Annotated in this window: 21 protein-coding genes; 10 read left to right on the plus strand and 11 right to left on the minus strand. The window is 59.4% G+C overall.

Annotated elements, in window-relative coordinates; genetic code table 11:
* Positions 1–21: 21 nt before the first annotated feature.
* Positions 22–2,169 (minus strand): fatty acid oxidation complex subunit alpha FadB, encoded by a 2,148-nt coding sequence (gene fadB, locus PseAD21_RS15075; RefSeq protein ID WP_102356366.1) that lies wholly within the window; start codon positions 2,167–2,169, stop codon positions 22–24.
* A 528-nt stretch (positions 2,170–2,697) separates the two neighbouring features.
* The gene (locus PseAD21_RS15085) at positions 2,698–3,135 is read right to left on the minus strand and encodes a hypothetical protein (RefSeq protein WP_025111052.1); all 438 of its coding nucleotides are present in this window, start codon (positions 3,133–3,135) and stop codon (positions 2,698–2,700) included.
* A gap of 104 nt (positions 3,136–3,239) precedes the next feature.
* On the opposite strand from PseAD21_RS15085, the gene PseAD21_RS15090 reads away from it, so the two are divergent.
* A complete protein-coding gene (locus PseAD21_RS15090) occupies positions 3,240–3,677 on the plus strand; it encodes a universal stress protein (RefSeq protein ID WP_102356367.1) in 438 nt (145 codons plus the stop codon).
* Between the two features lie 174 nt (positions 3,678–3,851).
* Here the strand turns inward: PseAD21_RS15090 and PseAD21_RS15095 are convergent, their stop codons facing one another.
* Complete coding sequence (locus tag PseAD21_RS15095; protein ID WP_102356368.1) at positions 3,852–5,771, minus strand: ATP-binding cassette domain-containing protein; 1,920 nt, start codon at positions 5,769–5,771, stop codon at positions 3,852–3,854.
* A gap of 214 nt (positions 5,772–5,985) precedes the next feature.
* On the opposite strand from PseAD21_RS15095, the gene PseAD21_RS15100 reads away from it, so the two are divergent.
* Complete coding sequence (locus PseAD21_RS15100) at positions 5,986–7,914, plus strand: transglycosylase SLT domain-containing protein (RefSeq protein WP_102356369.1); 1,929 nt, start codon at positions 5,986–5,988, stop codon at positions 7,912–7,914.
* A gap of 82 nt (positions 7,915–7,996) precedes the next feature.
* Here PseAD21_RS15100 and PseAD21_RS15105 read toward each other — a convergent pair whose 3' ends face one another.
* Positions 7,997–9,802: an ABC transporter transmembrane domain-containing protein gene (locus PseAD21_RS15105; protein WP_102356370.1), complete on the minus strand. Its 1,806-nt coding sequence runs from the start codon at positions 9,800–9,802 to the stop codon at positions 7,997–7,999.
* Positions 9,803–10,058: 256 nt separating this feature from the next.
* Here PseAD21_RS15105 and PseAD21_RS15110 point away from each other — a divergent pair, with 256 nt between their 5' ends.
* Positions 10,059–10,238 (plus strand): PA1571 family protein, encoded by a 180-nt coding sequence (locus PseAD21_RS15110; RefSeq protein ID WP_102356371.1) that lies wholly within the window; start codon positions 10,059–10,061, stop codon positions 10,236–10,238.
* 166 nt (positions 10,239–10,404) lie between these two features.
* On the opposite strand, the gene pdxB is transcribed toward PseAD21_RS15110, so the two are convergent.
* Positions 10,405–11,547, minus strand: coding sequence for a 4-phosphoerythronate dehydrogenase PdxB (pdxB, locus tag PseAD21_RS15115; protein ID WP_102356372.1), 1,143 nt, complete (start codon positions 11,545–11,547; stop codon positions 10,405–10,407).
* Between the two features lie 159 nt (positions 11,548–11,706).
* Between pdxB and PseAD21_RS15120 the strand changes: the two genes are divergently transcribed.
* Positions 11,707–13,116: an MATE family efflux transporter gene (locus tag PseAD21_RS15120; RefSeq protein WP_102356373.1), complete on the plus strand. Its 1,410-nt coding sequence runs from the start codon at positions 11,707–11,709 to the stop codon at positions 13,114–13,116.
* Positions 13,117–13,250: 134 nt separating this feature from the next.
* On the opposite strand, the gene tusA is transcribed toward PseAD21_RS15120, so the two are convergent.
* Together tusA and rlmM are read right to left on the minus strand one after the other, a co-directional pair.
* Entirely contained in the window at positions 13,251–13,502 is a 252-nt protein-coding gene (gene tusA / locus PseAD21_RS15125; RefSeq protein ID WP_003226616.1) for a sulfurtransferase TusA, read from the minus strand.
* 114 nt (positions 13,503–13,616) lie between these two features.
* Entirely contained in the window at positions 13,617–14,690 is a 1,074-nt protein-coding gene (gene rlmM, locus PseAD21_RS15130) for a 23S rRNA (cytidine(2498)-2'-O)-methyltransferase RlmM (protein WP_102356374.1), read from the minus strand.
* A gap of 222 nt (positions 14,691–14,912) precedes the next feature.
* Here rlmM and acnA point away from each other — a divergent pair, with 222 nt between their 5' ends.
* Positions 14,913–17,654 carry an aconitate hydratase AcnA gene (gene acnA / locus PseAD21_RS15135; RefSeq protein WP_102356375.1) on the plus strand — a complete coding sequence of 914 codons (2,742 nt, stop codon included), beginning with the start codon at positions 14,913–14,915 and terminating at the stop codon, positions 17,652–17,654.
* A 365-nt stretch (positions 17,655–18,019) separates the two neighbouring features.
* On the opposite strand, the gene PseAD21_RS15140 is transcribed toward acnA, so the two are convergent.
* Both PseAD21_RS15140 and PseAD21_RS15145 read right to left on the minus strand, forming a co-directional pair.
* A complete protein-coding gene (locus tag PseAD21_RS15140; protein ID WP_102356376.1) occupies positions 18,020–18,835 on the minus strand; it encodes an aminoglycoside phosphotransferase family protein in 816 nt (271 codons plus the stop codon).
* On the minus strand, positions 18,828–19,316 hold the full coding sequence (locus PseAD21_RS15145; protein WP_102356377.1) for an SRPBCC family protein: 489 nt from the start codon (positions 19,314–19,316) through the stop codon (positions 18,828–18,830). The genes PseAD21_RS15140 and PseAD21_RS15145 overlap by 8 nt, the downstream gene beginning before the upstream one ends.
* Before the next feature lie 197 nt (positions 19,317–19,513).
* Here PseAD21_RS15145 and PseAD21_RS15150 point away from each other — a divergent pair, with 197 nt between their 5' ends.
* The 5 genes from PseAD21_RS15150 (at position 19,514) to PseAD21_RS15170 (ending at position 22,688) form a co-directional block, all read left to right on the plus strand.
* Positions 19,514–20,434, plus strand: a complete 921-nt coding sequence (locus PseAD21_RS15150; protein ID WP_102356378.1) for an ADP-ribosylglycohydrolase family protein — start codon at positions 19,514–19,516, stop codon at positions 20,432–20,434.
* Positions 20,435–20,490: 56 nt separating this feature from the next.
* A complete protein-coding gene (locus PseAD21_RS15155) occupies positions 20,491–20,895 on the plus strand; it encodes a lysozyme inhibitor LprI family protein (RefSeq protein WP_102356379.1) in 405 nt (134 codons plus the stop codon).
* Between the two features lie 218 nt (positions 20,896–21,113).
* Entirely contained in the window at positions 21,114–21,719 is a 606-nt protein-coding gene (locus PseAD21_RS15160; RefSeq protein WP_102356380.1) for a DUF2975 domain-containing protein, read from the plus strand.
* A 9-nt stretch (positions 21,720–21,728) separates the two neighbouring features.
* Positions 21,729–21,935, plus strand: coding sequence for a helix-turn-helix transcriptional regulator (locus PseAD21_RS15165; RefSeq protein WP_102356381.1), 207 nt, complete (start codon positions 21,729–21,731; stop codon positions 21,933–21,935).
* An 81-nt stretch (positions 21,936–22,016) separates the two neighbouring features.
* Positions 22,017–22,688, plus strand: coding sequence for a hypothetical protein (locus tag PseAD21_RS15170; RefSeq protein WP_102356382.1), 672 nt, complete (start codon positions 22,017–22,019; stop codon positions 22,686–22,688).
* A 68-nt stretch (positions 22,689–22,756) separates the two neighbouring features.
* Here the strand turns inward: PseAD21_RS15170 and mrdA are convergent, their stop codons facing one another.
* Positions 22,757–24,649 (minus strand): penicillin-binding protein 2, encoded by a 1,893-nt coding sequence (mrdA, locus tag PseAD21_RS15175; protein ID WP_102356383.1) that lies wholly within the window; start codon positions 24,647–24,649, stop codon positions 22,757–22,759.
* 51 nt (positions 24,650–24,700) lie between these two features.
* Positions 24,701–24,884, minus strand: a 184-nt coding sequence (locus tag PseAD21_RS29870) for a hypothetical protein (RefSeq protein WP_218244978.1), incomplete at its 5' end; no start/stop codon positions are given.

Consider the following 24,884-nt stretch of genomic DNA (forward strand, 5'->3'; position numbering starts at 1 on the left):
TCTCACTCTAGTTGGGGGCGCTTAACCGAAGAAGCTCTGGCCGTTTTTGGCCATTTCGCGCAGCTTCGCGGTCGGGTGGTACAGCGCGCCCAAATCAGCGTACTGGTCAGCCAGGGCAACGAACTCGGCAACACCGATCGAATCGATGTAGCGCAGCGCACCGCCACGGAATGGAGGGAAACCGATACCGTAGACCAGACCCATGTCGGCTTCGGCGGCGGTTTCAACGATGCCATCTTCCAGGCAACGCACGGTTTCCAGGCACAGCGGGATCATCATCCAGTTGATGATGTCTTCGTCAGTGACTTCGCGCTGCTCGTAGACGATCGGCTTGAGCACTTCCAGTACCGACGGATCGGCGACTTTCTTCTGCTTGCCTTTCTTGTCGGCCTCGTAGGCGTAGAAGCCCTTGCCGTTCTTCTGGCCCAGGCGCTTGGCTTCGTAGAGCACGTCGATGGCCGAACGACGGTCATCCTTCATGCGATCCGGGAAGCCTTCTGCCATTACGTCACGACCATGGTGACCGGTGTCGATGCCGACCACGTCCATCAGGTACGCCGGGCCCATCGGCCAGCCGAATTTTTCCATGACCTTGTCGATACGGACGAAGTCCACACCGGCACTGACCAGTTTGGCGAAACCGCCGAAGTACGGGAACAGTACACGGTTGACCAGGAAGCCCGGGCAGTCGTTGACGACGATCGGGTTCTTGCCCATTTTCTTGGCGTAGGCAACGGTGGTGGCAACAGCCAGCTCGCTGGACTTCTCGCCACGGATCACTTCCACCAGCGGCATCATGTGCACCGGGTTGAAGAAGTGCATGCCAACGAAGTTTTCCGGACGCTTGAGGGCCTTGGCCAGCAGGCTGATGGAAATGGTCGAGGTGTTGGACGCGAGGATGGTGTCCTCTTTGACCTGGCCTTCGACTTCAGCCAGCACGGCTTGCTTGACCTTCGGGTTCTCGACCACGGCTTCAACAACCAGATCGACGTGACCGAAGTCGCCGTAGGACAAGGTCGGACGAATGCCGTTGAGTACTTCAGCCATTTTCGCGGCGGTCATGCGACCTTTGTCAACGCGGCCAACCAGCAGTTTGGCAGCTTCGGCCAGACCCTGCTCGATACCGTGCTCGTTGATGTCCTTCATCAGGATCGGCGTACCTTTGGAGGCCGACTGATAAGCAATACCGCCACCCATGATGCCGGCGCCCAATACAGCAGCCTGCTTCACGTCCTTGGCGATTTCGTCGTAGGCCTTGGCCTTTTTCTTCAGCTCCTGATCGTTCAGGAACAGACCGATCAAGCTCTGCGCTGCAGAGGTCTTGGCCAGTTTGACGAAACCGGAGGCTTCGACTTCCAGCGCCTTGTCACGACCGAAGTTCGCGGCTTTCTGGATGGTCTTGATCGCTTCAACCGGCGCCGGGTAGTTCGGGCCAGCTTGACCGGCAACGAAACCTTTGGCGGTTTCGAAAGCCATCATTTGTTCAATGGCGTTCAACTTGAGTTTTTCAAGTTTTGGCTGACGCTTGGCCTTGAAGTCGAACTCGCCGGAAATGGCGCGTTTGATCAGTTCAAGGGCAGCTTCCTGCAGCTTCTCCGGAGCAACCACGGCGTCGACGGCGCTGACTTTCAGGGCGTCTTCAGGGCGGTTTTCCTTGCCGGCGGCAATCCACTCGATGGCGTTATCGACGCCGATCAGGCGTGGCAGACGCACGGTACCGCCGAAGCCTGGGTAGATGCCCAGTTTGACTTCCGGCAGGCCGATCTTGGCCTTGGTCGACATGACGCGGTAGTCCGCCGCCAGGCACATTTCCAGACCGCCACCCAGGGCGATGCCGTTGATGGCTGCTACGGTCGGAACGTTGAGGTCTTCGAAATCGCTGAAGATCTTGTTGGCTTCGAGATTGCCAGCAACCAGCTCGGCATCCGGCAGCTTGAAGTTGTCGACAAATTCGGTGATGTCGGCGCCGACGATGAACACGTCCTTGCCACTGCTGACGATCACGCCCTTGATCGAAGCATCTGCCTTGATGGTGTCTACGGCCTGACGCAGTTCGTTCAGGGTAAGACGGTTGAACTTGTTGACGGACTCACCCTTGAGGTCGAATTTCAATTCGACGATGCCACTTTCAAGAGCTTTAACCGTGATGGCTTTACCTTCGTAAATCATCAACTGATCTCCACGATATGGAAGCTGAACAGTACACGTCGGACGCAGGTAAACGGCTCGGCAGGACGCTTTTTCGTCGATGCTGACGCCAATCCACCCGGCACACCCGCCAACGCGATAGTCGGGATTCTGTAGGAGCAGTCTGTAAGACAAACGCTCAATTCATACGCCCGTTTGATTTGGGTACGTCACCTTCACGGAATTTCCAACAATTGTCAATCGCCCAAAATACGGGTTGAAATGCGACTTTGCGGTCACTTCCGTCGCACGCAGAGCTGCAACACGGCGCTGCATGCAAAGCCATTCATAGAATCAATAGTTAGAAAAGTCGCCCTAATTCGCAGCGAGCCTTGTTTAACAGGCTACGCTGGCTGGACTAAAGGGAGATTCGTTGACCGCGCAAAATCGAATCAGCGATAAAAACAGTTACCGGCCTGCCTGGCCAACCCCGCCCGATGAATCATGTCGGGCTTTTTATTGCTCGTCTGCCGGACGCTCCCCACCATTGCAGTGGGAAAAGTCCGCGAGTCACGCCAGCGCTTTCAGAGTCGCATCAATATCCTGCAAAACCGTCGCTTCGCCCTTCTCACCCCAGTACAAGGCGATCATCTGCTTGTCTGCCTCGACCTTGAAGACGTTGCCTGGCAACTTTTCGAAATGATTGAGCAGCGCCCGGTCTTCGCAGACTTCCTGCCATTGATTGACCCACACACCAGGCGATTTCTGCCAGTAGGTCCAGCACGCTGGCTGACTGCCACGCCGCGGTCGATGATATTGCGCACATGGACTCGGAGGCTCCTGAGACAGCCAGTGCGGCCACTCCTGAGGCGCCAGCTGCATGGCCAGCCCGATGCGCCGCGCCTCCATGCGCAGGGCCATCCGGCCGCTCTGCACGCGCGATGGGCGCAACCATGCCAGTGGACTCAGAACCACCAGCAGGATTGACACCACTAACCAGACCGTCATATCTCTACTCCCGACTTATAGGTGAGCGCATTGTGTCACTTTGGAACCAATGCGCTTGAAACCAGCCATACTTAACAATATTGAACCGTCACGAGGAGCACCTCATGCCCTACTCCCATATCCTGGTCGCCGTAGATCTGACCGAAGAGTGCGACCCAGTGATCCACCGCGCCCGAGAGCTGTCGGTGAGCAATGGCGCCAAGCTGTCGCTGGTGCATATCGTCGAACCAATGGCGATGGCGTTCGGCGGCGATGTGCCGATGGATCTGTCACAACTGCAACAGCAACAGTTCGATCAGGCCAAGGAGCGTCTTGAGCGCCTGAAAGCCAAATACTCAGAACTTGAAGGCGCCAACTGCCATCTGACCTATGGCCAGCCACGTCAGGAAATCCATCATTTCGCCAAGGAAAACCATTGCGATCTGATCGTGGTCGGCAGCCATGGCCGTCATGGCTTGGCATTGCTGCTCGGTTCCACGGCCAATGACGTGCTACACGGCGCGCCTTGCGATGTCCTCGCCGTTCACCTGATCAAACGCTGAAACACTGTTCATTGTGGGAGCGAGCCTGCTCGCGAAGGCGTCGGCACATTCAGCATTAATGCCGCCTGACACACCGCATTCGCGAGCAGGCTCGCTCCCCCATTAGGTCTCCACCCGCATATGAAAAGCCCGGAGCTCATCACTGAGCGCCGGGCTTTTTTGTTACCGGATCAATCAGGCATCCAGCTCGGCCCAACGCTCAACCAACGCATCCAGCTCAGCCTGCAATTGCTCCAGCGAAGCAATCACCTTGGCCGTCTCTGCCGCAGGGCGCTGATAGAAGCCAGCTTCAGCCATTTCGGCTTCCACGGCAGCAATCTGCTGTTCCTTCGCGTCGATATCGCCCGGTAACGCTTCCAGCTCGCGCTGCAGCTTGTAGCTCAGCTTCTTCTTGGCAACCGGTGCGGCAGCAGGCGCAGCAACCACAGCAGGCTCAGCAGTCACCACCGCTGAATTCAGGTCAGCCTTGCCCGACTTGCTCTCGGTCACGCCCAGCAGGCGCGGCGAGCCGCCCTGACGGATCCAGTCCTGATAGCCACCGACATATTCACGAACCTTGCCTTCACCTTCGAAGACCAGGGTGCTGGTGACCACGTTGTCGAGGAATGCCCGGTCGTGGCTGACCATCAGTACAGTGCCGTTGAAGGTCAGCAGCACCTCTTCGAGCAGTTCGAGGGTTTCCACGTCGAGGTCGTTGGTCGGCTCGTCGAGTACCAGCAGGTTCGCCGGTTTGCTGAACAGTTTCGCCAGCAACAAGCGTGCACGCTCGCCACCGGACAGCGCCTTGACCGGCGTGCGGGCACGCTGCGGGCTGAACAGGAAGTCGCCGAGGTAGCTCAGCACGTGGCGGCTCTGGCCGTCGATGTCGATGAAATCGCGACCTTCGGCGACGTTGTCGATCACGGTCTTTTCCAGATCCAGCTGATGACGCAACTGGTCGAAGTAGGCCACGTCGATCCGGGTGCCCTCTTCCACTTTGCCGCTGGTCGGTTGCAGACCGTTGAGCATCAGCTTGAGCAGGGTGGTCTTGCCAGTACCGTTGGCGCCGAGCAGACCGATACGGTCGCCGCGCTGCAGGACCATCGAGAAGTCCTTGATCAGGAACGGGCCGTCCGGGTGATGGAAGCTGACATTTTCCAGCACCATCACTTGCTTGCCGGACTTGTCGGCGGTTTCCAGCTGGATGTTGGCCTTGCCGGTGCGTTCGCGACGTTCGCTGCGCTCAACACGCAGGGCTTTCAGGGCGCGCACGCGGCCTTCGTTACGGGTACGACGGGCCTTGATGCCCTGACGAATCCACACTTCTTCCTGGGCCAGACGCTTGTCGAACAGCGCGTTGGCGGTTTCTTCAGCGGCCAGCGCGGCCTCTTTGTGCACCAGGAAGCTGGCGTAGTCGCCGTTCCAGTCGATCAGGCCGCCGCGATCCAGTTCGAGGATGCGCGTGGCAAGGTTTTGCAGGAAGGAACGGTCGTGCGTGATGAACAGCACGGCGCCCTGGAAATCCTTGAGTGCTTCTTCGAGCCAGGCGATCGCCCCGATGTCCAGGTGGTTGGTCGGTTCGTCGAGCAACAGCAGATCCGGTTCGGACACCAGCGCCTGCGCCAGCAGCACGCGACGACGCCAGCCGCCGGACAACTCGGCGAGGGTCTTGTCGGCCGGCAGTTGCAGGCGACTCAGGGTGCTGTCGACCAGGGTCTGCAAGCGCCAGCCATCACGGGCTTCGAGGTCGTGCTGAACGTGCATCAGCTTGTCCAGGTCGGCATCGGTGACGATGTTCTGGCTCAGGTGATGGTATTCGGCGAGCAAGGCGCCAACACCGTCGAGCCCCTCGGCAACCACGTCGAACACAGTCCGTCCGTCGGCCACAGGCAATTCTTGCGGCAACTCGCCAATTTTCAGACCGGGGGCACGCCACACCGAGCCGTCATCGGGCTTCTGGTCGCCCTTGACCAGTTTCATCATGCTGGACTTGCCAGTGCCGTTGCGGCCGATGATGCACACCCGCTCACCACGGGCGATCTGCCAGGACACCTTGTCCAACAACGGCATCGCGCCGAATGCAAGGGACACATCGCTGAATTTGAGCAGGGTCATGAGCTTCTCCAAAAACCGGGCGCGCATTCTACCTGAGTTAGGCCCTCAACAGGCCGGCAATTTGTCTGTCGAAGCACTCTGCACAACATTTGTTGCGAACTTGTGCTGCGAGACCGGCAAAGCTTTCGCCGGTTGCTGGCAAAAGGCTAAGCTACAGACAATTCAGTGCTGGCTGCGGCCGGTGCTTGTCATGATTTCTCTGCCCGGATGTCTCATGCGCAGTCGCCTTTTCAGTGTCTTGTCCTGTTTGCTACTTACCGCCGCTGCCGCTCAATCCGCCCAGGCGGTGGACCTGTCCACCCAACGCCAGTATTACGATGAAGCCAAGCGCGCCCTGGCCAAGGGCGATACCGGCCCGTACTTCCGTTACAGCCAGGCCCTGGCCGATTATCCGCTGGAACCGTACCTGGCCTACGACGAACTGACCGCACGTCTAAAGACCGCGAGCAACGCCGAGATCGAGAAATTTCTCGCCGAACACGGTGACCTGCCTCAGGCCAACTGGATGAAACTGCGCTGGTTGCGCTGGCTCGCCGACCGTGGTGACTGGGCAACCTTCGTCAAGTATTACGACCCGAAACTCAATTTCACCGAACTGGACTGCCTGAATGCGCAGTACCAGATCAGCAGCGGCCACAAAGCCGATGGTTACGCCAACGCCGACAAACTGTGGCTGACCGGCAAATCGCAACCGGCGGCCTGTGACGGACTGTTCGGGATCTGGGCCGCCGACGGCCAGTTGACCGAACAGAAACGCTGGGAACGCACCAAACTCGCAGCCCAGGCGCGCAACTATCCATTGGCCAACAGTCTGGTCAACGGCCTGACCACCCTCGCCCCGCGCGGTCGCTTGCTGGTGGATGTGGCGCAGAAACCCGAGCTGCTCAACCAGCCGTCGCGCTTCACCCCGGCCGACGAGCCGATGTCCGACGTGGTCAGCCTCGGCCTGCGCCGCCTCGCCCGTCAGGATCCGGACAAGGCCATGGCCCTGCTCGACGGTTACGCCAGCAGCATGCATTTCTCCCGTGACGAGAAAGTCGCGATTGCCCGGGAAATCGGCCTGACCCTGGCCCGGCGTTTCGACAGCCGTGCGCTTGACGTGATGACCAAATACGATCCTGAGCTGCGTGACAACACCGTTTCCGAATGGCGCCTGCGTTTGCTGTTGCGTCTGGCACGCTGGGACGATGCGTATCAGTTGACGCGTCGTCTGCCGCAGGATCTGGCGACCACCAACCGCTGGCGTTACTGGCAGGCCCGCAGCCTGGAACTGGCACAGCCACAGAACCCGGAAGCACAGACGCTGTACAAGAATCTGGCGAAGGAACGCGATTTCTATGGCTTCCTCGCCGCCGACCGCTCGCAACTGCCTTACTCGCTGATGAACAAGCCGCTGGTACTCAGTCAGGCCACCATCAACAAGGTGCGCAACACCCCCGGCGTGCGTCGCGCCCTGGAATTCCATGCCCGCGGGCAGATCGTCGACGGTCGCCGCGAGTGGTATCACGTCAGCCGTCATTTCAATCGTGACGAAATGGTCGCCCAGGCCAGACTGGCCTACGACCTGAAATGGTACTTCCCGGCCATTCGCACCATCAGTCAGGCGCAATACTGGGACGACCTGGACATCCGTTTCCCGATGGCGCACCGCGACACCCTCGTGCGTGAAGCCAAGACGCGTGGACTGCATTCGAGCTGGGTGTTCGCCATCACCCGTCAGGAAAGTGCGTTCATGGACGACGCCCGCTCCGGCGTCGGCGCCAGCGGCCTGATGCAACTGATGCCGGGCACCGCCAAGGAAACCGCGCGCAAGTTCAGCATCCCGCTGGCTTCGCCACAGCAAGTGCTCGACCCAGACAAGAACATCCAGCTCGGCGCCGCTTACCTGAGCCAGGTGCACAGCCAGTTCAACGGAAACCGCGTCCTCGCCTCCGCTGCCTACAACGCCGGCCCCGGTCGCGTCCGTCAGTGGCTGCGCGGCGCCGATCACCTGAGCTTCGACGTGTGGGTGGAAAGCATCCCGTTCGACGAAACCCGCCAGTACGTGCAGAACGTGCTGTCGTATTCGGTGATCTACGGCCAGAAACTCAACTCGCCGCAACCGCTGGTGGATTGGCATGAGCGGTATTTTGATGATCAGTGATTACACGGCTGACAGCGCGTAATGAAAAATGCCCTTATCCCAAGACAAGGGCATTTTTTATGTGCGCTGCCGGGTCGATCACTTAGTCGATTACAGGTTCGGTGACGGAGTTAGTTGTAGCGCCGTGACCATCATTGAACTGCAACGACGCCAGCCGCGCGTACAGCGGATTGCTCACGATCAGCTCCTGATGCGTACCGATCGCCACCAGTTTGCCCTGATCCATTACCGCGATCCGGTCGGCGTTTTTCACCGTGGCCAGGCGATGCGCAATCACCAGCGTGGTGCGGTTTTGCATCAGGCTGGGCAGAGCTTCCTGAATCAAGTGCTCACTCTGCGCATCGAGGGCGCTGGTGGCTTCGTCCAGCAACAGGATCGGTGCATCCACCAGCAACGCGCGGGCGATCGCCAAGCGCTGACGCTGGCCACCAGAAAGGCCGAGGCCGCCATCGCCCAGATGCGTCTGGTAACCGTTGGGCATTTTCTCGATGAAGTCATGGGCATGAGCGATTCGCGCCGCTTCCTTGACCTGCTCCAGCGTCGCGCCGGCATTACCGTAACGAATATTCTCTTCGACGCTGCCGAAAAACAGCGCAGGCGATTGCGAGACCAAGGCGAAATTACGGCGCAGATCCAGCGGATCGAGACTGCTCAGCGGCACACCGTCGATCAGGATCCGCCCTTCAAGCGGGTCATAGAAGCGCAGCAGCAGGTCGTACACCGTGGACTTGCCGGCGCCGGACGGTCCCACCAGCGCCAGCGTCTCGCCGGCCTTGATGGTCAGAGTCAGACCGTTGACAGCGTAGCTTTCGGGACGCGAAGGATAGGAAAAGCGCACATCCTGCAATTGCAGTTCGCCCTTGATCCGTTCCGGCAAGGTCACCAGTCCGGTAGTCGGTGGCAGGATGATGTTCTGCGAACCCAGCAGTTCGGCGATCCGTTCGGCGGCACCCGCCGCACGCTGCAATTCACCGATCACCTCGCTCAGGGTACCGATGGCACTGCCGACGATCAGGCTGTAGAAGACGAACGCTGCCAGTTCACCACCGGTGATTCGACCGGCAATCACGTCCATGCCGCCCACCCACAACATCACCGCCACCGCGCCCAGCACCAGAACGATCACCATGGTGATCATCCAGGAACGCTGAAAAATACGTTTACGCGCCGTGTCGAATGCGTCCTCGACCGTTGACGCGAAACGTCGCTCATCCTGCACCTGATGGTTGTAGGCCTGCACGGTCTTGATCTGACCCAGGGTTTCGGAAACGTAGCTGCCGATATCCGCGACCCGGTCCTGGCTCAGCCGCGACAGATTGCGCACGCGCCGACCGAAAATCAGAATGGGAGCAACCACGAACGGCAAGGCAATCACCACGATGCTGGTGAGTTTCGGGTTGGTGACGAACAGCAGGACCACCCCGCCGATCACCATCAACAGGTTGCGTAGAAACATCGAGAGTGACGAACCGATCACCGATTGCAGCAACGTCGTGTCAGCGGTCAGTCGCGACTGAATTTCCGAACTGCGGTTGTTCTCGTAGAAACCGGGGTGCAAGTACACCAGATGGTTGAACACCTCGCGCCGGATATCCGCCACGCAGCGCTCACCGATCCACGACACCCAGTAAAACCGCGCGAACGTGCCGATCGCCAGGCCAAGCACCATCAACATGAAGATGCCGATGCTCTGGTTCAGTTGGTGCGGCGACTGCGTCATGAAGCCCCGATCGACCAGCAACTTGATCCCCTGCCCCATCGACAACGTGACGGCCGCGGTGACGATCAACGCCAACAGCGCACCACAAACTTGCCAACGGTAAGGCGCCAGAAATCGACTGGTCAGACTCAGCGCTCGACGGTGCCGGGAGGAAAGCTTCGAGATCATTCAGGTACACATCCGTGTTGGTGAAAGGGCTAGCCTAAACCTTCTATGGGGCGCAACTCTGTAAATCACAATGAGTCAGGTTAAATATGCCCCCAAAGACTAGGCCATAGTTGCTATTGGTCTAATGTCCCGGTTGAGACAAGCGGTCATTTCTGTTGGAGTGGAGGTGCCGCTTTTGACAGACCCAAAGGTGTTGTCACAGCCTGGTCACGTGGCGGTTTTAATCTACGCGTACAACCTGATGAGGAGACAGGCCATGTCCTTGCAACACAGCAGCGAAGACAAGATTCAAGTGATCCGCACCAAGCCCGGCCAACCTCTGGGTTGCTCCATTATTGACAAGGATGGGCGTGAAGTACCGATCACTGAAGACATGATCCAGAACGCATGCCGCGAACTGGAGAAGCGATTGGTCAAGCCTGCCGAACAAAAGTGATATAGCCACCGTCTTCCTGACCCGGCCCCTTTTGGCCGGGTTTTTTCTACCTGCCAATCAGACCGCAGTGCGCCCTTCGCGAGCAGGCTCGCTCCCACAGGAGATCTTCAGTTGATGAGAGATCCATGTGGGAGCGAGCCTGCTCGCGATAGGGTCGACTCGATCGCTAGACAGCCACCGCCCCCAGCGCCGCCACAATCTGTTGCAACTGCGGCGAGCTCCCTTCGATTCGCACCTTCAAGCCCTCAATCTCGCGTCGCACCGGATACTGCTTGCGCAACACATCGAACGCCGCACGCTGCTCACCGACATTGCCTACAAGACTGCGGCGAAAGTCCGCATCGTCGCGGCGCGGGTCGTATACCCCACGGCACAACATCGCCAGCGCCCAAGCCGGATCACTGTCGGCGTGCAGGGTCACTTGTGACAGCCACGGTGCTGGCAGCAGCTCACTGAGCTGGATGCTCACCGGTTGGCCGATGAACTCGCAGTACGCCTCATAGATCTGCGCCGTGCCGCGCTGTTTGCCATCCAGGCTGTAACCGGCAATGTGCGGTGTTGCCAGCACGCAGAGTTCGGCCAGCGCCACATCGACCTCGGGTTCTGCTTCCCAGACGTCGAGCACCGCTTGCAGGTCTTCGCGCTGCAGCAGCACTTTGCGCAGCGCGGCGTTATCCACCACAGGGCCACGCGCGGCATTGATCAGCCAGGCGCCGGGCTTGAGCTGCTGCAAGCGCTGCTGATCGAACAGATGCCAGGTCGCACCGCCACCGCTGCGGGTCAACGGGGTGTGCAGGCTGATCACGTCGCACTGCTCGATGATCTGCTCGAGGCTGACATAGTCGCCACCCTCGGCTGCCTGACGCGGTGGATCGCAGACTTTCACGTTCCAGCCCAGTCCTTTCAGAACCTTGACCAGCCGACCACCGACCTCACCGGCACCGACCACGCCATAGGTGCGCTGCGTCAGATCGACGCCTTCGATTTCGGCGAGGGTCATCAGGCTGCCGAGCACGTAATCGACCACCCCCCGGGCGTTGCAACCGGGCGCGCTGGACCAGGTAATGCCGGCCTCATTGAAGTACTCGAGATCCAGATGATCAGTACCGATGGTGCAGGTGCCGACAAAGCGAACCTTGCTGCCCTCAAGCAACGCCCGGTTGACGTTGGTCACCGAACGCACCAGCAACACATCGGCCTGTTCGACCGTCGCACGGTCGATGGAACGGCCCGGCACCCGGCGGATCTCGCCGAAACCGGCAAAAAAGGCATCGAGCAGCGGGATATTTTCGTCGGCAACAATCAGCATGGCGGGCTCCTTTGGCGGATCGGCAGTTTAGGTGCAGATGGGCGGTTGGGCCAGCAGGCCGTGCGATTACAAATCCGCAACAGAGGATTTTTCCTGACTGTCACGTCAGCGGCGTAGAATGCGGCGCCTTGCGCATCAACACCTGTGGACGCTTTGCCTGTGAATTCTGTAACTGAACAACGTGTCGCCGTCTCCCTCACCCGCCCCGCGCGGATTCGTCTGGAGTTCAAGAACCTGCTCGCCCTGGCGTTGCCGATCATCATCGCGCAACTGGCGACCACGGCCATGGGCTTCGTCGATGCGGTGATGGCTGGCCGCGTCGGGCCAAAGGATCTGGCGGCGGTGGCACTGGGCAACTCGATCTGGGTCCCGGTTTTCCTGCTGATGACCGGTACCCTGCTGGCCACCACACCGAAAGTCGCCCAGCGTTTCGGCGCCGGAACCCACAGCGAGATCGGCCCGATCGTGCGTCAGGCATTGTGGCTGGCGCTGGTGGTCGGACTGATCGCGACGGCGATGCTGGTGGCCGCCGAGCCGGTACTGCACTTGATGAAGGTCGATCCCGAGCTGATCGGCCCGTGCATGCAGTATCTGCACGGCATTGCCAGCGGCCTGCCGGCGGTGGCGTTCTACCACGTGCTGCGCTGCACCAGTGACGGCATCGGCCGTACCCGCCCGGCGATGGTGCTGGGCCTGTGCGGTCTGGCGCTGAACATTCCGCTGAACTACATCTTCATTTATGGCCACTTCGGCGTGCCGGCCATGGGCGGCGTCGGCTGCGGCTGGGCCACGGCCATTGTGATGTGGGTGATGGCGCTGGGCCTGGCCGGTTGGGAACGTTGGGCGCCGGCCTATCGCTCGAGTGAGATTTTCAGCCGCTTCGACTGGCCGCAATGGGCGGTGATCAAGCGTCTGCTGGCGATCGGTCTGCCGATCGGCATCGCAGTGTTTGCCGAGTCGAGCATCTTCGCCGTGATCGCCCTGCTGATCGGCAGCCTCGGCGCCACTGTGGTTGCCGGGCATCAGATCGCACTGAACGTCAGTTCGCTGGTGTTCATGATTCCGTATTCGCTGGGCATGGCGGTGACCGTACGAGTCGGCCAGGCCCTGGGCCGTGAAGAACCGCGTGAGGCGCGCTTCGCCGCTGGCGTTGGTATGGGCGCCGCGCTGGCCTACGCCTGTTTGTCGGCGAGCATGATGCTGTTGCTGCGCGAGCCGATTGCCTCGATCTACACCGCCGACCCGACAGTGATCCACATCGCGGCGATGCTGATTGTGTACTCGGCGCTGTTCCAGTTTTCCGACGCGATTCAGGTCACGGCGGCTGGCGCCCTGCGCGGTTATCAGGACACCCGGGTAACGATGATCCTGACCCTGTTCGCTTACTGGGGCATCGGCCTGCCGGTGGGTTACGCCCTCGGCCTGACCGACTGGCTCGGTGAACCGCGTGGCCCGAGCGGCTTGTGGCAAGGCCTGATCGTCGGCCTGAGCTGTGCCGCGCTGATGCTGTCGATCCGCCTGACGCGCAGTGCGCGCAAGCGTATTCGGATCAGTCGCAGCACTGGCTAAAGAAAGCCTGACGCTGGACAAACAATGTGCGGGCTTGCTCGCGAATGCGGTGTATCAGTCGCCATTGATAGTGACTGACATACCGCTTTCGCGAGCAAGCCCGCTCCCACATTGGTTCTGTGCTTGGCTCGGACTCAGGCTTGTTTCTTGCGGATCCAGTACAGATAAGTACCAGCCTCTTCGTGCTGACCGACCAGTTCGTGGTCGAGAAACACGCAGAACTTGGGAATGTCGCGACGGGTCGAGGGATCGGTGGCGATCACCTTGAGCAGGCCGCCGGGCACCAGATCACGAATGTGCTGATGCAGCATCATCACCGGCTCCGGGCAATTGAGGCCGGTGGCGTCGAGGGTGCCGTCGACCGGGGTATCGATCATTTCACTCATGATTCACTCCTGAAACTGGCCGGCATTGTCGCGCATTGCCGGGTGCTCAGTCATCTGTGGTGAGGGGATTTATCCCTCACCACAGAGATCACTCCCACAGGGTTTGGTGTTGTTTCAGCGGGATTTGCTTTTTTTGATGTCGTGACGACGCAAATGGCAGGTCACTTCTTCGCGGTCGTGATACAGCTGCTTGCAGCCAATATCGACCTTGATCCCACGGGCCTTGAAGCCATCGGCGATGCGTTCGAGCAAGCGCTTCACCTCGGCATAGCGCTGCTTCATCGGCAACTTCAGGTTGACCACCGCCTCGCGGCAATGCCCCTCGCCGATCCACTCTTCGAGCATCGCGGCATTACGTGCCGGTTTCTCGACGATGTCGCAGACCATCCAGTCCACCGGTTGCTTGGGCTTGAAGGTGAAACCGTCAGCCATCAAGTGCTGCACCAGGCCGGTGTCCATCAGGCTTTCGGCCATCGGGCCGTTGTCGATGGCAGTCACCAGCATGCCGCGGTTGACCAGTTGCCAGGTCCAGCCGCCCGGGGCTGCACCGAGGTCGACGCCGGTCATGTCGCTGTGCAGGCGCTCGTCCCACTGATCACGCGGGATGAAGTGGTGCCAGGCTTCTTCCAGCTTCAACGTCGAACGGCTCGGCGCCTCGCGCGGAAACTTCAGGCGCGGAATGCCCATCGGCCACATCGCCGAGTTACCGGCATCGGCCATGCCGAGGAACACTTCACGACCACTTTTGAACGTCAGCAGCAGACGCGGCTTGCTGGCGTCCTCCACCAGTTTGCCGGCGGCGGTCAGTGCCTTGCGCAGCGGGCCTTCGAATTTCTTGCAGAAGTTCGACAGTTCCTTGCCGTCGTTGGTGTCGACGACTTCCAGCCACAGGCTGCCGAACACCGGGAAATCGGCCATGTGCGCGAGGATTACACTGATGCGGTCGTTTTCCGGCAAATCGATAAAGATCCCGCGCGCCCATTGCCGCGGAAAAATCAGTTCGGCGAAACGCTGGCCGCGCATCAGGCGTTCAGCGCCGTCTGCTTCAGTGCAGACGAACTCGGCGTACGCGGTGGCCGCTTTGGCCTTGGCGTAACCGGCGACGTTCAACTGGGCGGCGAGGTCGGAAATCTCCGAACAGACTTCACCTTCGAAGCCTGGCCGGCAATGCATGAATAGGGTGTTCATTCTTACTCCTGGGCAGAGGGCGGACATTCGGCCCCTGCACGATGCTCAAGCCTTGCGGTGAAGCAAAGCCTGTCACGAAAACCGGCGCATGATAGCCGATGTCGGAACCTTGGACTTGCCCATAGAGTCCAGTTATTAGCCAGCTACTGAAAACAGGGCTACGTTGATAGCTCTGCCCGTCCCCTCAGTCCGTAGCCGTGCGGACTCAAAGGAGTGATCGTAATGCCGTCCCTCGATAGTCTGAAGACCCTTAAAACACTGCAGATCGACCAAAAGACCTACCACTATTTCAGTCTGCCGGATGCAGCGAAAAGCCTTGGCAATATCGACAAGCTGCCAATGTCGCTGAAGGTCCTGCTGGAAAACCTGTTGCGCTGGGAAGATGAAAAAACCGTTACCGGCGCCGACCTCAAGGCGATCGCCGCCTGGCTCAAGGAGCGGCGCTCCGACCGGGAAATCCAGTACCGCCCTGCCCGCGTATTGATGCAGGACTTTACCGGCGTCCCCGCGGTGGTCGACCTCGCCGCGATGCGTGCCGCCATGGCCAAGGCCGGCGGTGATCCGCAGCGAATCAACCCATTGTCGCCAGTAGATCTGGTGATCGACCACTCGGTGATGGTCGACAAATTCGCCACCGCCAGTGCTTTCGAACAGAACGTCGACATCGAGATGCAGCGTAACGGCGAACGTTATGCGTTCCTGCGCTGGGGTCAGAGCGCCTTCGACAACTTCAGCGTGGTGCCACCGGGCACCGGGATCTGCCACCAGGTCAACCTCGAATACCTCGGGCGCACGGTGTGGACCAAGGATGAGGACGGCCACACCTACGCATTCCCCGACACGCTGGTCGGCACCGACTCGCACACCACCATGATCAACGGCCTCGGTGTACTCGGCTGGGGCGTCGGCGGGATCGAGGCGGAAGCGGCGATGCTCGGCCAACCGGTGTCGATGCTGATTCCGGAAGTGATCGGCTTCAAGCTCATCGGCAAGCTCAAGGAAGGCATCACCGCCACCGACCTGGTGCTGACGGTCACGCAGATGCTGCGCAAGAAAGGCGTGGTCGGCAAATTCGTCGAGTTCTACGGGGACGGCCTCGCCGCCCTGCCGCTGGCCGACCGCGCGACCATCGCCAACATGGCCCCGGAATACGGTGCGACCTGCGGCTTCTTCCCGGTCGATGACGTGACCCTGGAGTACCTGCGCCTGTCCGGCCGACCGCCGGAAGTGGTGAAACTGGTCGAGGCCTACACCAAGGCCCAGGGCCTGTGGCGCGTGCCGGGTCAGGAACCGGTGTTCACCGACAGCCTGGCGCTGGACATGGGTAGCGTCGAAGCCAGCCTTGCCGGGCCGAAACGCCCGCAGGATCGCGTCTCGCTGCCGAACGTCGCGCAGGCCTTCAGTGATTTCATGGACCTGCAATTCAAGCCCACCAGCAAGGAAGAAGGCCGCCTGGAAAGCGAAGGCGGCGGTGGTGTGGCCGTGGGCAACGCCGATCTGGTCGGCGAAACCGAATACGAATACGAAGGCCATACCTATCGCCTGAAAAACGGCGCGGTGGTGATCGCCGCAATCACTTCCTGCACCAACACCTCCAACCCGAGTGTGATGATGGCGGCCGGTCTGCTGGCGAAAAAAGCCGTGGAGAAAGGCCTGACGCGCAAACCGTGGGTCAAGAGTTCACTGGCACCCGGTTCGAAAGTGGTGACCGACTACTACAAGGCTGCCGGGTTGACGCAGTACCTCGATCAGCTCGGGTTTTCGCTGGTCGGTTACGGCTGTACGACGTGCATCGGCAACTCCGGGCCATTGCCGGAACCGATCGAGAAAGCCATTCAGAAAGCCGACCTCACTGTCGCGTCGGTGCTGTCCGGCAACCGCAACTTCGAAGGCCGGGTGCATCCGCTGGTCAAGACCAACTGGCTAGCCTCGCCGCCACTGGTGGTCGCTTATGCCCTGGCCGGCAGCGTGCGCACCGACATCAGCACGGAACCACTGGGCAACGACCAGCAAGGCAATCCAGTGTACCTGCGTGACATCTGGCCGAGCAGCAAGGAAATCGCCGACGCGGTAAGCCAGGTCAACACCGCGATGTTCCACAAGGAATACGCCGAGGTGTTCGCTGGCGACGAGCAATGGCAGGCGATCCAGGTACCGCAAGCCGCCACCTATGTGTGGCAGGACGACTCGACCTACATCCAGCATCCACCATTCTTCGACGACATTTCCGGCCCGTTGCCGGTAATCACTGACGTCAAGGGCGCGCGGGTCTTGGCGCTGCTCGGCGATTCGGTGACCACCGACCACATCTCCCCTGCCGGCAACATCAAGGCTGACAGTCCGGCCGGGCGCTATCTGCGGGAAAAAGGCGTGGAACCACGAGACTTCAACTCCTACGGCTCACGCCGTGGCAACCATGAAGTGATGATGCGCGGCACATTCGCCAACATCCGTATCCGCAACGAAATGCTCGGTGGCGAAGAAGGTGGCAACACGATCTACATCCCGAGCGGCGAGAAGATGGCAATCTATGACGCTGCCATGCGTTATCAGGCCGACGGCACACCGCTGGTGGTGATTGCCGGTCAGGAATACGGCACTGGCTCCAGCCGCGACTGGGCGGCCAAGGGCACCAACCTGCTGGGCGTCAAAGCGGTGATCGCTGAAAGTTTCGAACGCATTCACCGTTCCAATCTGGTGGGCATGGGCGTGTTGCCGCTGCAGTTCAAGCTCGATCAGAACCGCAAGAGCCTGAATCTAACAGGCAAGGAAACCGTGGATATTCAGGGCCTGACCAACATCGAACTGACGCCGCGCATGAACCTGACTCTGGTGATCACCCGTGAAGACGGGCAGCAGGAGAAAATCGAAGTGCTATGCCGCATCGATACGTTGAATGAGGTGGAGTACTTCAAGTCCGGCGGGATCCTGCATTACGTGTTGCGGCAGTTGATCGCCTCTTGAGCGTTTGATCCCCTGTGGCGAGGGGACCCATCCCCGATGGGTTGCGAAGCGCCCCCAAGAAATGGCCTGCCAGGCAGGCCATCGGGGATAAATCCCCTCACCACAATTTCACCCGACAGAGGTATCAGAGGCGTTTCTACAGGCGAAAAAAAACCCGCCGAAGCGGGTTTTTCCCAAGACCATTATCGACTCCCTGTCGGCAGCGATCCTTGCTAATGGTCGATCATCCTTGATCCTGAAACACTCCCTGTGTCTCAGTTGATGGGTGTAGATTACGCGGTGGATCCAATCGGCAATAGTCGAAAAAGCTACCAATGCGTGTAAGACATTCGCTATAGAACGCCTTCCGAAAACCCTTACGCCCGTCAGGCGTCGAGCATGCACGCCGCAATGTGCGCAACTTTCAGCTGCCCGGCGGCCTGCTGCTGCTGATCATCCTCCAGAAACCACGCGGCGGACAACCCCGCGAACGCCAGCACCCATTGCAGCAAGCGTCGGCGCTCCAGTCCGGCTGCCTCGACAATCACCTCGACCTGTCGTCGAAAGCGCTCGGGATCGCCAGCTGTGGGCAGTTCGGGGTTGCAGATCAGGTTCGCGTAATCGAAACCCCGCTCGCCGCGTACCCGCTTGGGATCAATCGCCAGCCAGTCGCGCGTACCGAAATCGAGGACGTTGTCGTGGTGCATGTCACCGTGCAGCACCACCACGTCCTGCGGTTCAGCGAGCAACGCTTCAGCCGTTCGCACGCTCACGGCATAAGCGCCGCCATGTTCGGCGGAGGCCATTCGCAGTGACGCGAACCACGGCGCCAGCTCCACCAGCGGCGGTGGCGGTGTCGGACGCGGTGCATGCAGGTGCGCCAGCGCCGTGCACATGATCCGTGTGGCGGCGTCGTCTTCACCGTTGAGCGCCATGTGCATCAGCGAACGCCGCCCCATGGCCCGCTCCATCAACAAACCGTCTTCATGATGGGCCAGCACCTGCGCGGCGCCATCACCGCCCCACCAGGTCATCAGCCGATTGCCGTACTGTTCGTCGGTATCCAGCGCAATCTTGAGCATGGCCGGTGCATCGCCGAAACGTACCGGTAACAGACGACTGCCCGGGGTGATGATCGGTTCACCGTCTGGCACCAGCGCCCAGCGTTGTAACCACGGCTTGAACATGGTGCTATCAGTCATCGGCACGCTCGCGGGTCTTGGCGCTTTCGGCGAGAAACTGTTCAAGTCGACTCAGTTGTTCCTCCCAGCCACGGCTGTCCATGTAATACGCCTCCTTCTGCCGCACATCAGGAATATGCGCAAAACCGGATTCGGACACCTTGAGCAACGTGCCACCCTCGTAATCCTGCAGCTCGAACCTGACCAGCGTCGTCGGCTCCTGGGAGTAATCGATTTTCGGATTGACCGCGTACGGGTGCCAGCGAAACGAAAACAACTGCTGCGGCTCGACCCGCTCGACCAGCACGTTCCACAACACGTGTTCATAACCCGGATAGGTGACCTGCCCCTGGGTCCATTCACCGGCAATGAACCGCCTGTCCTCCAGCGCCACACCAAACCACTGACCAAACGCCTCGGCATCGACCAATGCGCGCCAGACATAAGAACGCGGTGCCTTGAGCATGATTTTGCGTTCGAAACTATTGGGTACTGGTTTCATAAGTCACCTCCTGTTCTGAACAGTAGGCTTGTATGACCACATGTCCAACCTGAAGTTGTATCAAAGGGCTGCACCTGTTCTGTCCAAAGGAAACATTCGGCGGCATTTCCGATCGTTGAAAGAGTGAATGACTGACGCACCCCTCCCAGTGAACCTGTTACCTTTTCCAGCGAAACGGAAACAAACAAGGACGAAGCATGCAGCCCTCCCTATCAGAACGTTATCGCGGCGCCCTGCTCGGCCTGGCTTGCGGCGACGCCGTTGGCACCACGGTGGAGTTCAAACCGCGGGACTCATTCCAGCCGCTGACAGACATGGTCGGCGGAGGCCCCTTTCACTTGAAGCCTGGGCAATGGACGGATGACACCTCGATGGCGCTGTGCCTGGCAGAGAGTCTGCTGACCAGAAACACATTCGATGCGACGGACCAGATGGGACGCTATCTGAACTGGTGGCAATGGGGGTATCTCAGCTCGACGGGGGATTGTTTCGATATTGGCATGACCGTCAGTCAGGCACTGTCGCAGTACCAGCAAACCGGTCAGCCCTTTGCTGGATCAACCGACCCGTTTACCGCCGGCAACGGCTCGCTGATGCGGTTGGCGCCGGTGGTGCTGTTTTTCTTCCCTGTCGTCCAGCAAATCCGCCAGTTCGCCAGTGACAGTTCGCGGACAACCCACGCGGCCCCCGAAGCCATCGAATGCTGCCAGTTGTTTGCCGAACTGATCGCCAACGCGCTGCTCGGCGCCTCCAAAACCGAGCTGTGCAGACTGCCGCTCTCAACCTTCACTCAACCTAAAGTCGCCGCAATTGCTCGAGGAGATTATCTGGCCAGGTCAGCCACTGAAATCCGTGGCAGTGGCTACAGCGTTGAGTCATTGGAAGCCGCGCTGTGGTGTTTTCATCACACCAACAGTTTCGAAGCAGCGATTCTGCAAGCCGCCAACCTGGGCGATGACGCCGACACCACTGCCGCGATCGTCGGTCAATTGGCCGGGGCCTATTATGGCGTTCGGGCGATTCCTGCCCACTGGCTGGAAATGCTCCATGACGGCGAGGAGATTGCAGCCACCGCAGATCGCCTGCTCGAAGCCTCCCGGCTACGCGTTCCTGAATAGAAGCACCACAGCCGCTAAACTGCTCTGCACTTTCATCCGACACAGTGAGATTACCCATGTCCCCACGCCTGCTCATGGTCCTGACACCCTTCCTGTTCACGCCTATCGCCCACGCCGCCGTCGACTGCGCCAATGCCAGCGATCAGGCCACCATGAACCAGTGTGCCGGGCAGGAATTCAAGGCGGCGGACAAGGAGCTGAACGCGGTGTATCAGCAGATCACCGGTCGATTGAAGGGCAACGCCGACGCCAAAAAACTGCTGGTGAGTGCACAGCGGGCATGGATCGAGTTTCGTGATGCCGAATGCAAGTTTTCGGCGTCCGGGGTAGACGGCGGGAGCGTTTATCCGTTGATTTACAGCAACTGCCTGACCGGGGTGACCAAGGTGCGGGTCGAAGCGCTGAAGCAGTATTTGAAGTGTGAGGAAGGCGACATGAGTTGCCCGGTGCCAGGGGCCTGATTTTGTAATGGTTTCGGTCTTGCCGGTAGGTTTGCTGACCCACATTTAGAGCACCTTCGGCGCGCTGGCTAGTAAATCGACTCCCCGCACCGTTAAAAGCAGCCGTGCGGAGCCGATCGAGAAGAGGATACCGACGCAAACAAATCAAAATTAATTATTGTTAATCGATAATTTATCATCGAGAATTCGCTACCTAATTGAAACAACCAGGAATTTTCATGAGTACTCACATCAACGGATTGGCGCCGCAACGCATGCATTGGGTCGGGCTGCTGGCAGCGATTCTTGTCTGGGTTCTGGGTGTGACGGAGGTTAGCGGCAACGCGACGATCTGGTTCATCAAAAAGGATGAAATGCTGGCGGGCCTGCTCTACGCCTTTGCTGAAGCCTCACCGCAATTGCTTGACCCGTTTGTCGAGGGCGCGCTGCTTGATCCCGACACATGGCTGTCGTCAATGGTCACTGCCCTGATCGTTTTTCTGGATTTCCTGCCCGTTGTTCTGTCGGGTTACGCGTTATGGCTAACAGGGTTGTTTTTCCTGCGTTTGTCGCGCGGCGAAACCTGGACCGACCGCAACATCAGGGTCCTGTGGCGAGTGGGCGTACTGTGCATTGTTTCGCCGGCAACCTACCCGCTGGTGGAGACCTTGCAAGGTTTGGCGTTGTCGATAGATCTGCCGCCGGGGGATCGGATTTTTCAGTTCTCGATCGGCCTGTCTTCCGCTTCTGCCTACGAGATAATCAAAGGCGTATTGCTCTGTATATTTTCAATTATCATGCGTGACGCCAAAGTTCTCAGCGATGAGCAAAGTCAATACATATAGAACAATACAATGACCATTATCGTCCGCCTTGACGTTGTCATGGCCACGCAAAAAATTCGCTCGAAAGAGTTAGCCACCCTGCTGGGCATCACCGAGGCCAACCTGTCATTGCTGAAAAATGGCAAGGTCAAGGGCGTGAAAATGGCCACTCTCGACAAACTCTGCGCAGCGCTCGATTGCCAGCCAGGTGATCTGCTGGAATACCAGAAAGACTGAGCTTTGCTGACGACGAGTTATTTATCGCGCGCCTCATCCGTTTAACCTCTATTCAATCCTTAGTTGCAAGGCGTCTTTGTCATGTCCCGTTATTTGTTCTGCGTCCTACTAATGCTCACAGCGTTGCTTGGCGGTTGCGCCACGCAAATAGACGTAGCACTCAATGCAATACCTGATCCGGACTATCAGTTCGACCGAAAGGCAACAGTACTTGTGACCTCGGCGAACGGCGCCGATGAGAACGCACTCAATGCCCGCTACTATCTTCGCGACATGGTCAACGCACTGAAAGACAGGGGCTTCCAGGAGGTCTACACCGACGCCAGCCTGCCCAGGAACCACGCGCCGATCAAAATGACCATCACTCTCGATATCGGCAGCCGACAGGTGTCTTACCGCTATACCGCCACCGACTATGGGCAAGTGCCGACCAGCACTACGACCGTGTGCAAGAACACCAAGAAAAAAGATGACCGACTGACCTGCACCAGTAAGCCCAATACGACCTATGGCCCGGTGGGTACTTCAGAGCGAATCGGCTACACCACCCTCAGTACCTTCGTTGCCACTGCCCGGGATGAAGTCAGCAAACGTACGGTGTATCTGCTTCGGGCGTCGTCTTATAACGAGGACTGCCAGGCCGCCAAGGTCGAGGCCTTTCTGGTGGGGCAAGGTCTGCAGAACCTGAATTTTCAGGACCGTGTGCAACGCAACTACAGCGTCACGATGCCTGAGGGTTACAGCTGCAAATAGTCAGTTGCCCAAACATCTTCCCGCACAGGCTCAACCTACTTGAGCCTGTGCTGTGAAGCAGCTTCCGGTTACACGTGCGGATCACCGGGAGGCTTGGCCGGTGCAGCGTATTGCGGCTTAAGGTGGCCGTCCTGGTCCAGTAACCAGGCGTCCATGATCTGCCGTACCACAGGGCCGGCCACCCGACCACCGGCCTCGCCATTTTCAATCATTACCGAGATGGCAATCTTCGGATGCTCCGCCGGGGCAAAGCCGACAAACAAGGCGTTGTCGCGATGGCGTTCGAGGGTTTTCTCGCGGTTGTAGCGCTCGCCCTGCTTGATCGCCACCACTTGCGCGGTACCACTCTTGCCGGCAATGCGGTATTGCGCGCCGGCCGCAGCCGCGCGGGCAATGCCTCGGGCATCGTGCATCACCATCTGCATGCCATGGTTGACCTGATCCCAGTCACGCGGATTCTTCAGCAGGATGTTGGGCATTGGATGTTCGTCGACCGGTGCCACGCCATCGACTGTCTTGGCCAGGTGCGGACGGTTCCACACCCCCTTGTTGGCAATCAGCGCAGTGGCCTGGGCCAACTGCAGCGGCGTGACCTGCATATAGCCCTGACCGATGCCGAGGATCACGGTCTCCCCCGGGAACCACGCCTGACGGCGTGTGGCGCGCTTCCAGGCCTGCGACGGCATCAAACCGGGCGACTCTTCGAACATGTCCAGCGAAACTTTTTCGCCGAGACCGAACATCGCCATGTAGTCGTGCAGCCGATCGATGCCGAGCTTGTGCGCCAGGTCGTAGAAATACGTGTCGTTGGAACGCATGATCGCCGCGTCCATGTCCACCCAACCGTCGCCGCTGTGGTTCCAGTTGCGGTACTTGTGATCGAAATCGGGGAGTTGGTAGTAGCCCGGGTCGAAGACCCGGGTCTGCGGAGTAACCACACCAGTATCGAGACCGGCAATCGCCACCTCCGGCTTGATCGTCGAACCTGGCGCGTACAAGCCGCGCAGCACACGGTTGAATAGCGGCCGGTCGATGGAGTCGCGTAGCGCCGAGTATTCCTTGGAACTGATACCGGTGACGAACAGGTTCGGGTCGAAACTCGGGTTGCTGACCATGGCCAGCACTTCGCCAGTGGACGGATCCAGTGCCACCACCGAACCACGACGGTCCCCTAGTGCGGCTTCGGCAGCCTCCTGCAGTTTGACGTCGAGGCTCAGCACAATGTTTTTGCCGGGCACCGGATCGGTGTGTTTCAGCACCCGCAGTACTCGGCCTTGGGCATTGGTCTCCACTTCTTCATAACCAACGTGGCCGTGAAGCTGCGCTTCGTAGAAGCGTTCGATGCCGGTTTTGCCGATAGATTGCGTGCCGCGGTATTCGACCGAGTCCAGCGTCTTGGACTCTTTCTCGTTGATCCGGCCAACGTAGCCGATTGAATGTGCGAAATGCGGGCCCAGCGGATAATGCCGAACGAACTGCGGCTCGACATCCAGACCCGGCAAGCGGAATTCATTAACCGCCAACACGGCGATCTGTTCTTCCGTCAGCTCGTAGAACAGCGTCACCGGGGTAAACGGGTGGCGGGACTGCTTCATGGCTTTATCGAAAACGGTGCGGTCTTCTGCCGGCAGATGCAGAAGATTGATGACCTCGTCCAGCTCCTGATTGACGTCAGTGGCGCGTTCGCGGGTGATGATCAGGTTGTAACTGGGGCGGTTATCGGCGAGCAGCACACCGTTGCGATCATAGATCAGGCCGCGAGTCGGCGGGATCGGCAAGACGTGCACGCGGTTGTTTTCGGAGATGGTCGAGTGGTAGTCGTATTCAACCACTTGCAGGATATACAGGCGCACTACCAGCGCACAGCTGATAGCAAAAACGAACAGAGCACAGGCGATCAACCGCTTGTTGACCAGGCGCTTCTCTTTCTCGTGATCCTTGATCGGGATGGGTTCTGGCATTTCTACAGCAACTCTTTGACAAAAATTGAGTGCCGATCCGTGGGCATGACATCAGTCCATTAAAAACGAGCTGCACCATACCAAAAACCGAGTGACCACTTCAGAAGGTTTTTCCCCAATGGCAGTCCTGGCGACGGTTGGAACGGCCGTCCCTCCCCTTGCAGCGCCTTGCGCGGAAAGCAAACCACTTTCCTGCGGGCAAAACAAAACCCCAATTGCTTTCGCAATTGGGGTT

The organism is Pseudomonas sp. AD21, assembly GCF_002878485.1.
Classification (GTDB): domain Bacteria; phylum Pseudomonadota; class Gammaproteobacteria; order Pseudomonadales; family Pseudomonadaceae; genus Aquipseudomonas.

Bases quoted from the DNA above. Each gene is read 5' to 3' on its own strand.
- mrdA (WP_102356383.1), bottom strand. From the start codon at position 24,649: ATGCCAGAACCCATCCCGATCAAGGATCACGAGAAAGAGAAGCGCCTG.
- PseAD21_RS15160 (WP_102356380.1), top strand. From the start codon at position 21,114: ATGAGTACTCACATCAACGGATTGGCGCCGCAACGCATGCATTGGGTC.
- PseAD21_RS15090 (WP_102356367.1), top strand. From the start codon at position 3,240: ATGCCCTACTCCCATATCCTGGTCGCCGTAGATCTGACCGAAGAGTGC.
- tusA (WP_003226616.1), bottom strand. From the start codon at position 13,502: ATGAGTGAAATGATCGATACCCCGGTCGACGGCACCCTCGACGCCACC.
- PseAD21_RS15095 (WP_102356368.1), bottom strand. From the start codon at position 5,771: ATGACCCTGCTCAAATTCAGCGATGTGTCCCTTGCATTCGGCGCGATG.
- PseAD21_RS15110 (WP_102356371.1), top strand. From the start codon at position 10,059: ATGTCCTTGCAACACAGCAGCGAAGACAAGATTCAAGTGATCCGCACC.
- PseAD21_RS15100 (WP_102356369.1), top strand. From the start codon at position 5,986: ATGCGCAGTCGCCTTTTCAGTGTCTTGTCCTGTTTGCTACTTACCGCC.
- PseAD21_RS15155 (WP_102356379.1), top strand. From the start codon at position 20,491: ATGTCCCCACGCCTGCTCATGGTCCTGACACCCTTCCTGTTCACGCCT.
- fadB (WP_102356366.1), bottom strand. From the start codon at position 2,169: ATGATTTACGAAGGTAAAGCCATCACGGTTAAAGCTCTTGAAAGTGGC.
- pdxB (WP_102356372.1), bottom strand. From the start codon at position 11,547: ATGCTGATTGTTGCCGACGAAAATATCCCGCTGCTCGATGCCTTTTTT.
- PseAD21_RS15150 (WP_102356378.1), top strand. From the start codon at position 19,514: ATGCAGCCCTCCCTATCAGAACGTTATCGCGGCGCCCTGCTCGGCCTG.
- PseAD21_RS15140 (WP_102356376.1), bottom strand. From the start codon at position 18,835: ATGACTGATAGCACCATGTTCAAGCCGTGGTTACAACGCTGGGCGCTG.
- PseAD21_RS15085 (WP_025111052.1), bottom strand. From the start codon at position 3,135: ATGACGGTCTGGTTAGTGGTGTCAATCCTGCTGGTGGTTCTGAGTCCA.
- PseAD21_RS15170 (WP_102356382.1), top strand. From the start codon at position 22,017: ATGTCCCGTTATTTGTTCTGCGTCCTACTAATGCTCACAGCGTTGCTT.
- PseAD21_RS15165 (WP_102356381.1), top strand. From the start codon at position 21,729: ATGACCATTATCGTCCGCCTTGACGTTGTCATGGCCACGCAAAAAATT.
- acnA (WP_102356375.1), top strand. From the start codon at position 14,913: ATGCCGTCCCTCGATAGTCTGAAGACCCTTAAAACACTGCAGATCGAC.
- PseAD21_RS15145 (WP_102356377.1), bottom strand. From the start codon at position 19,316: ATGAAACCAGTACCCAATAGTTTCGAACGCAAAATCATGCTCAAGGCA.
- PseAD21_RS15105 (WP_102356370.1), bottom strand. From the start codon at position 9,802: ATGATCTCGAAGCTTTCCTCCCGGCACCGTCGAGCGCTGAGTCTGACC.
- rlmM (WP_102356374.1), bottom strand. From the start codon at position 14,690: ATGAACACCCTATTCATGCATTGCCGGCCAGGCTTCGAAGGTGAAGTC.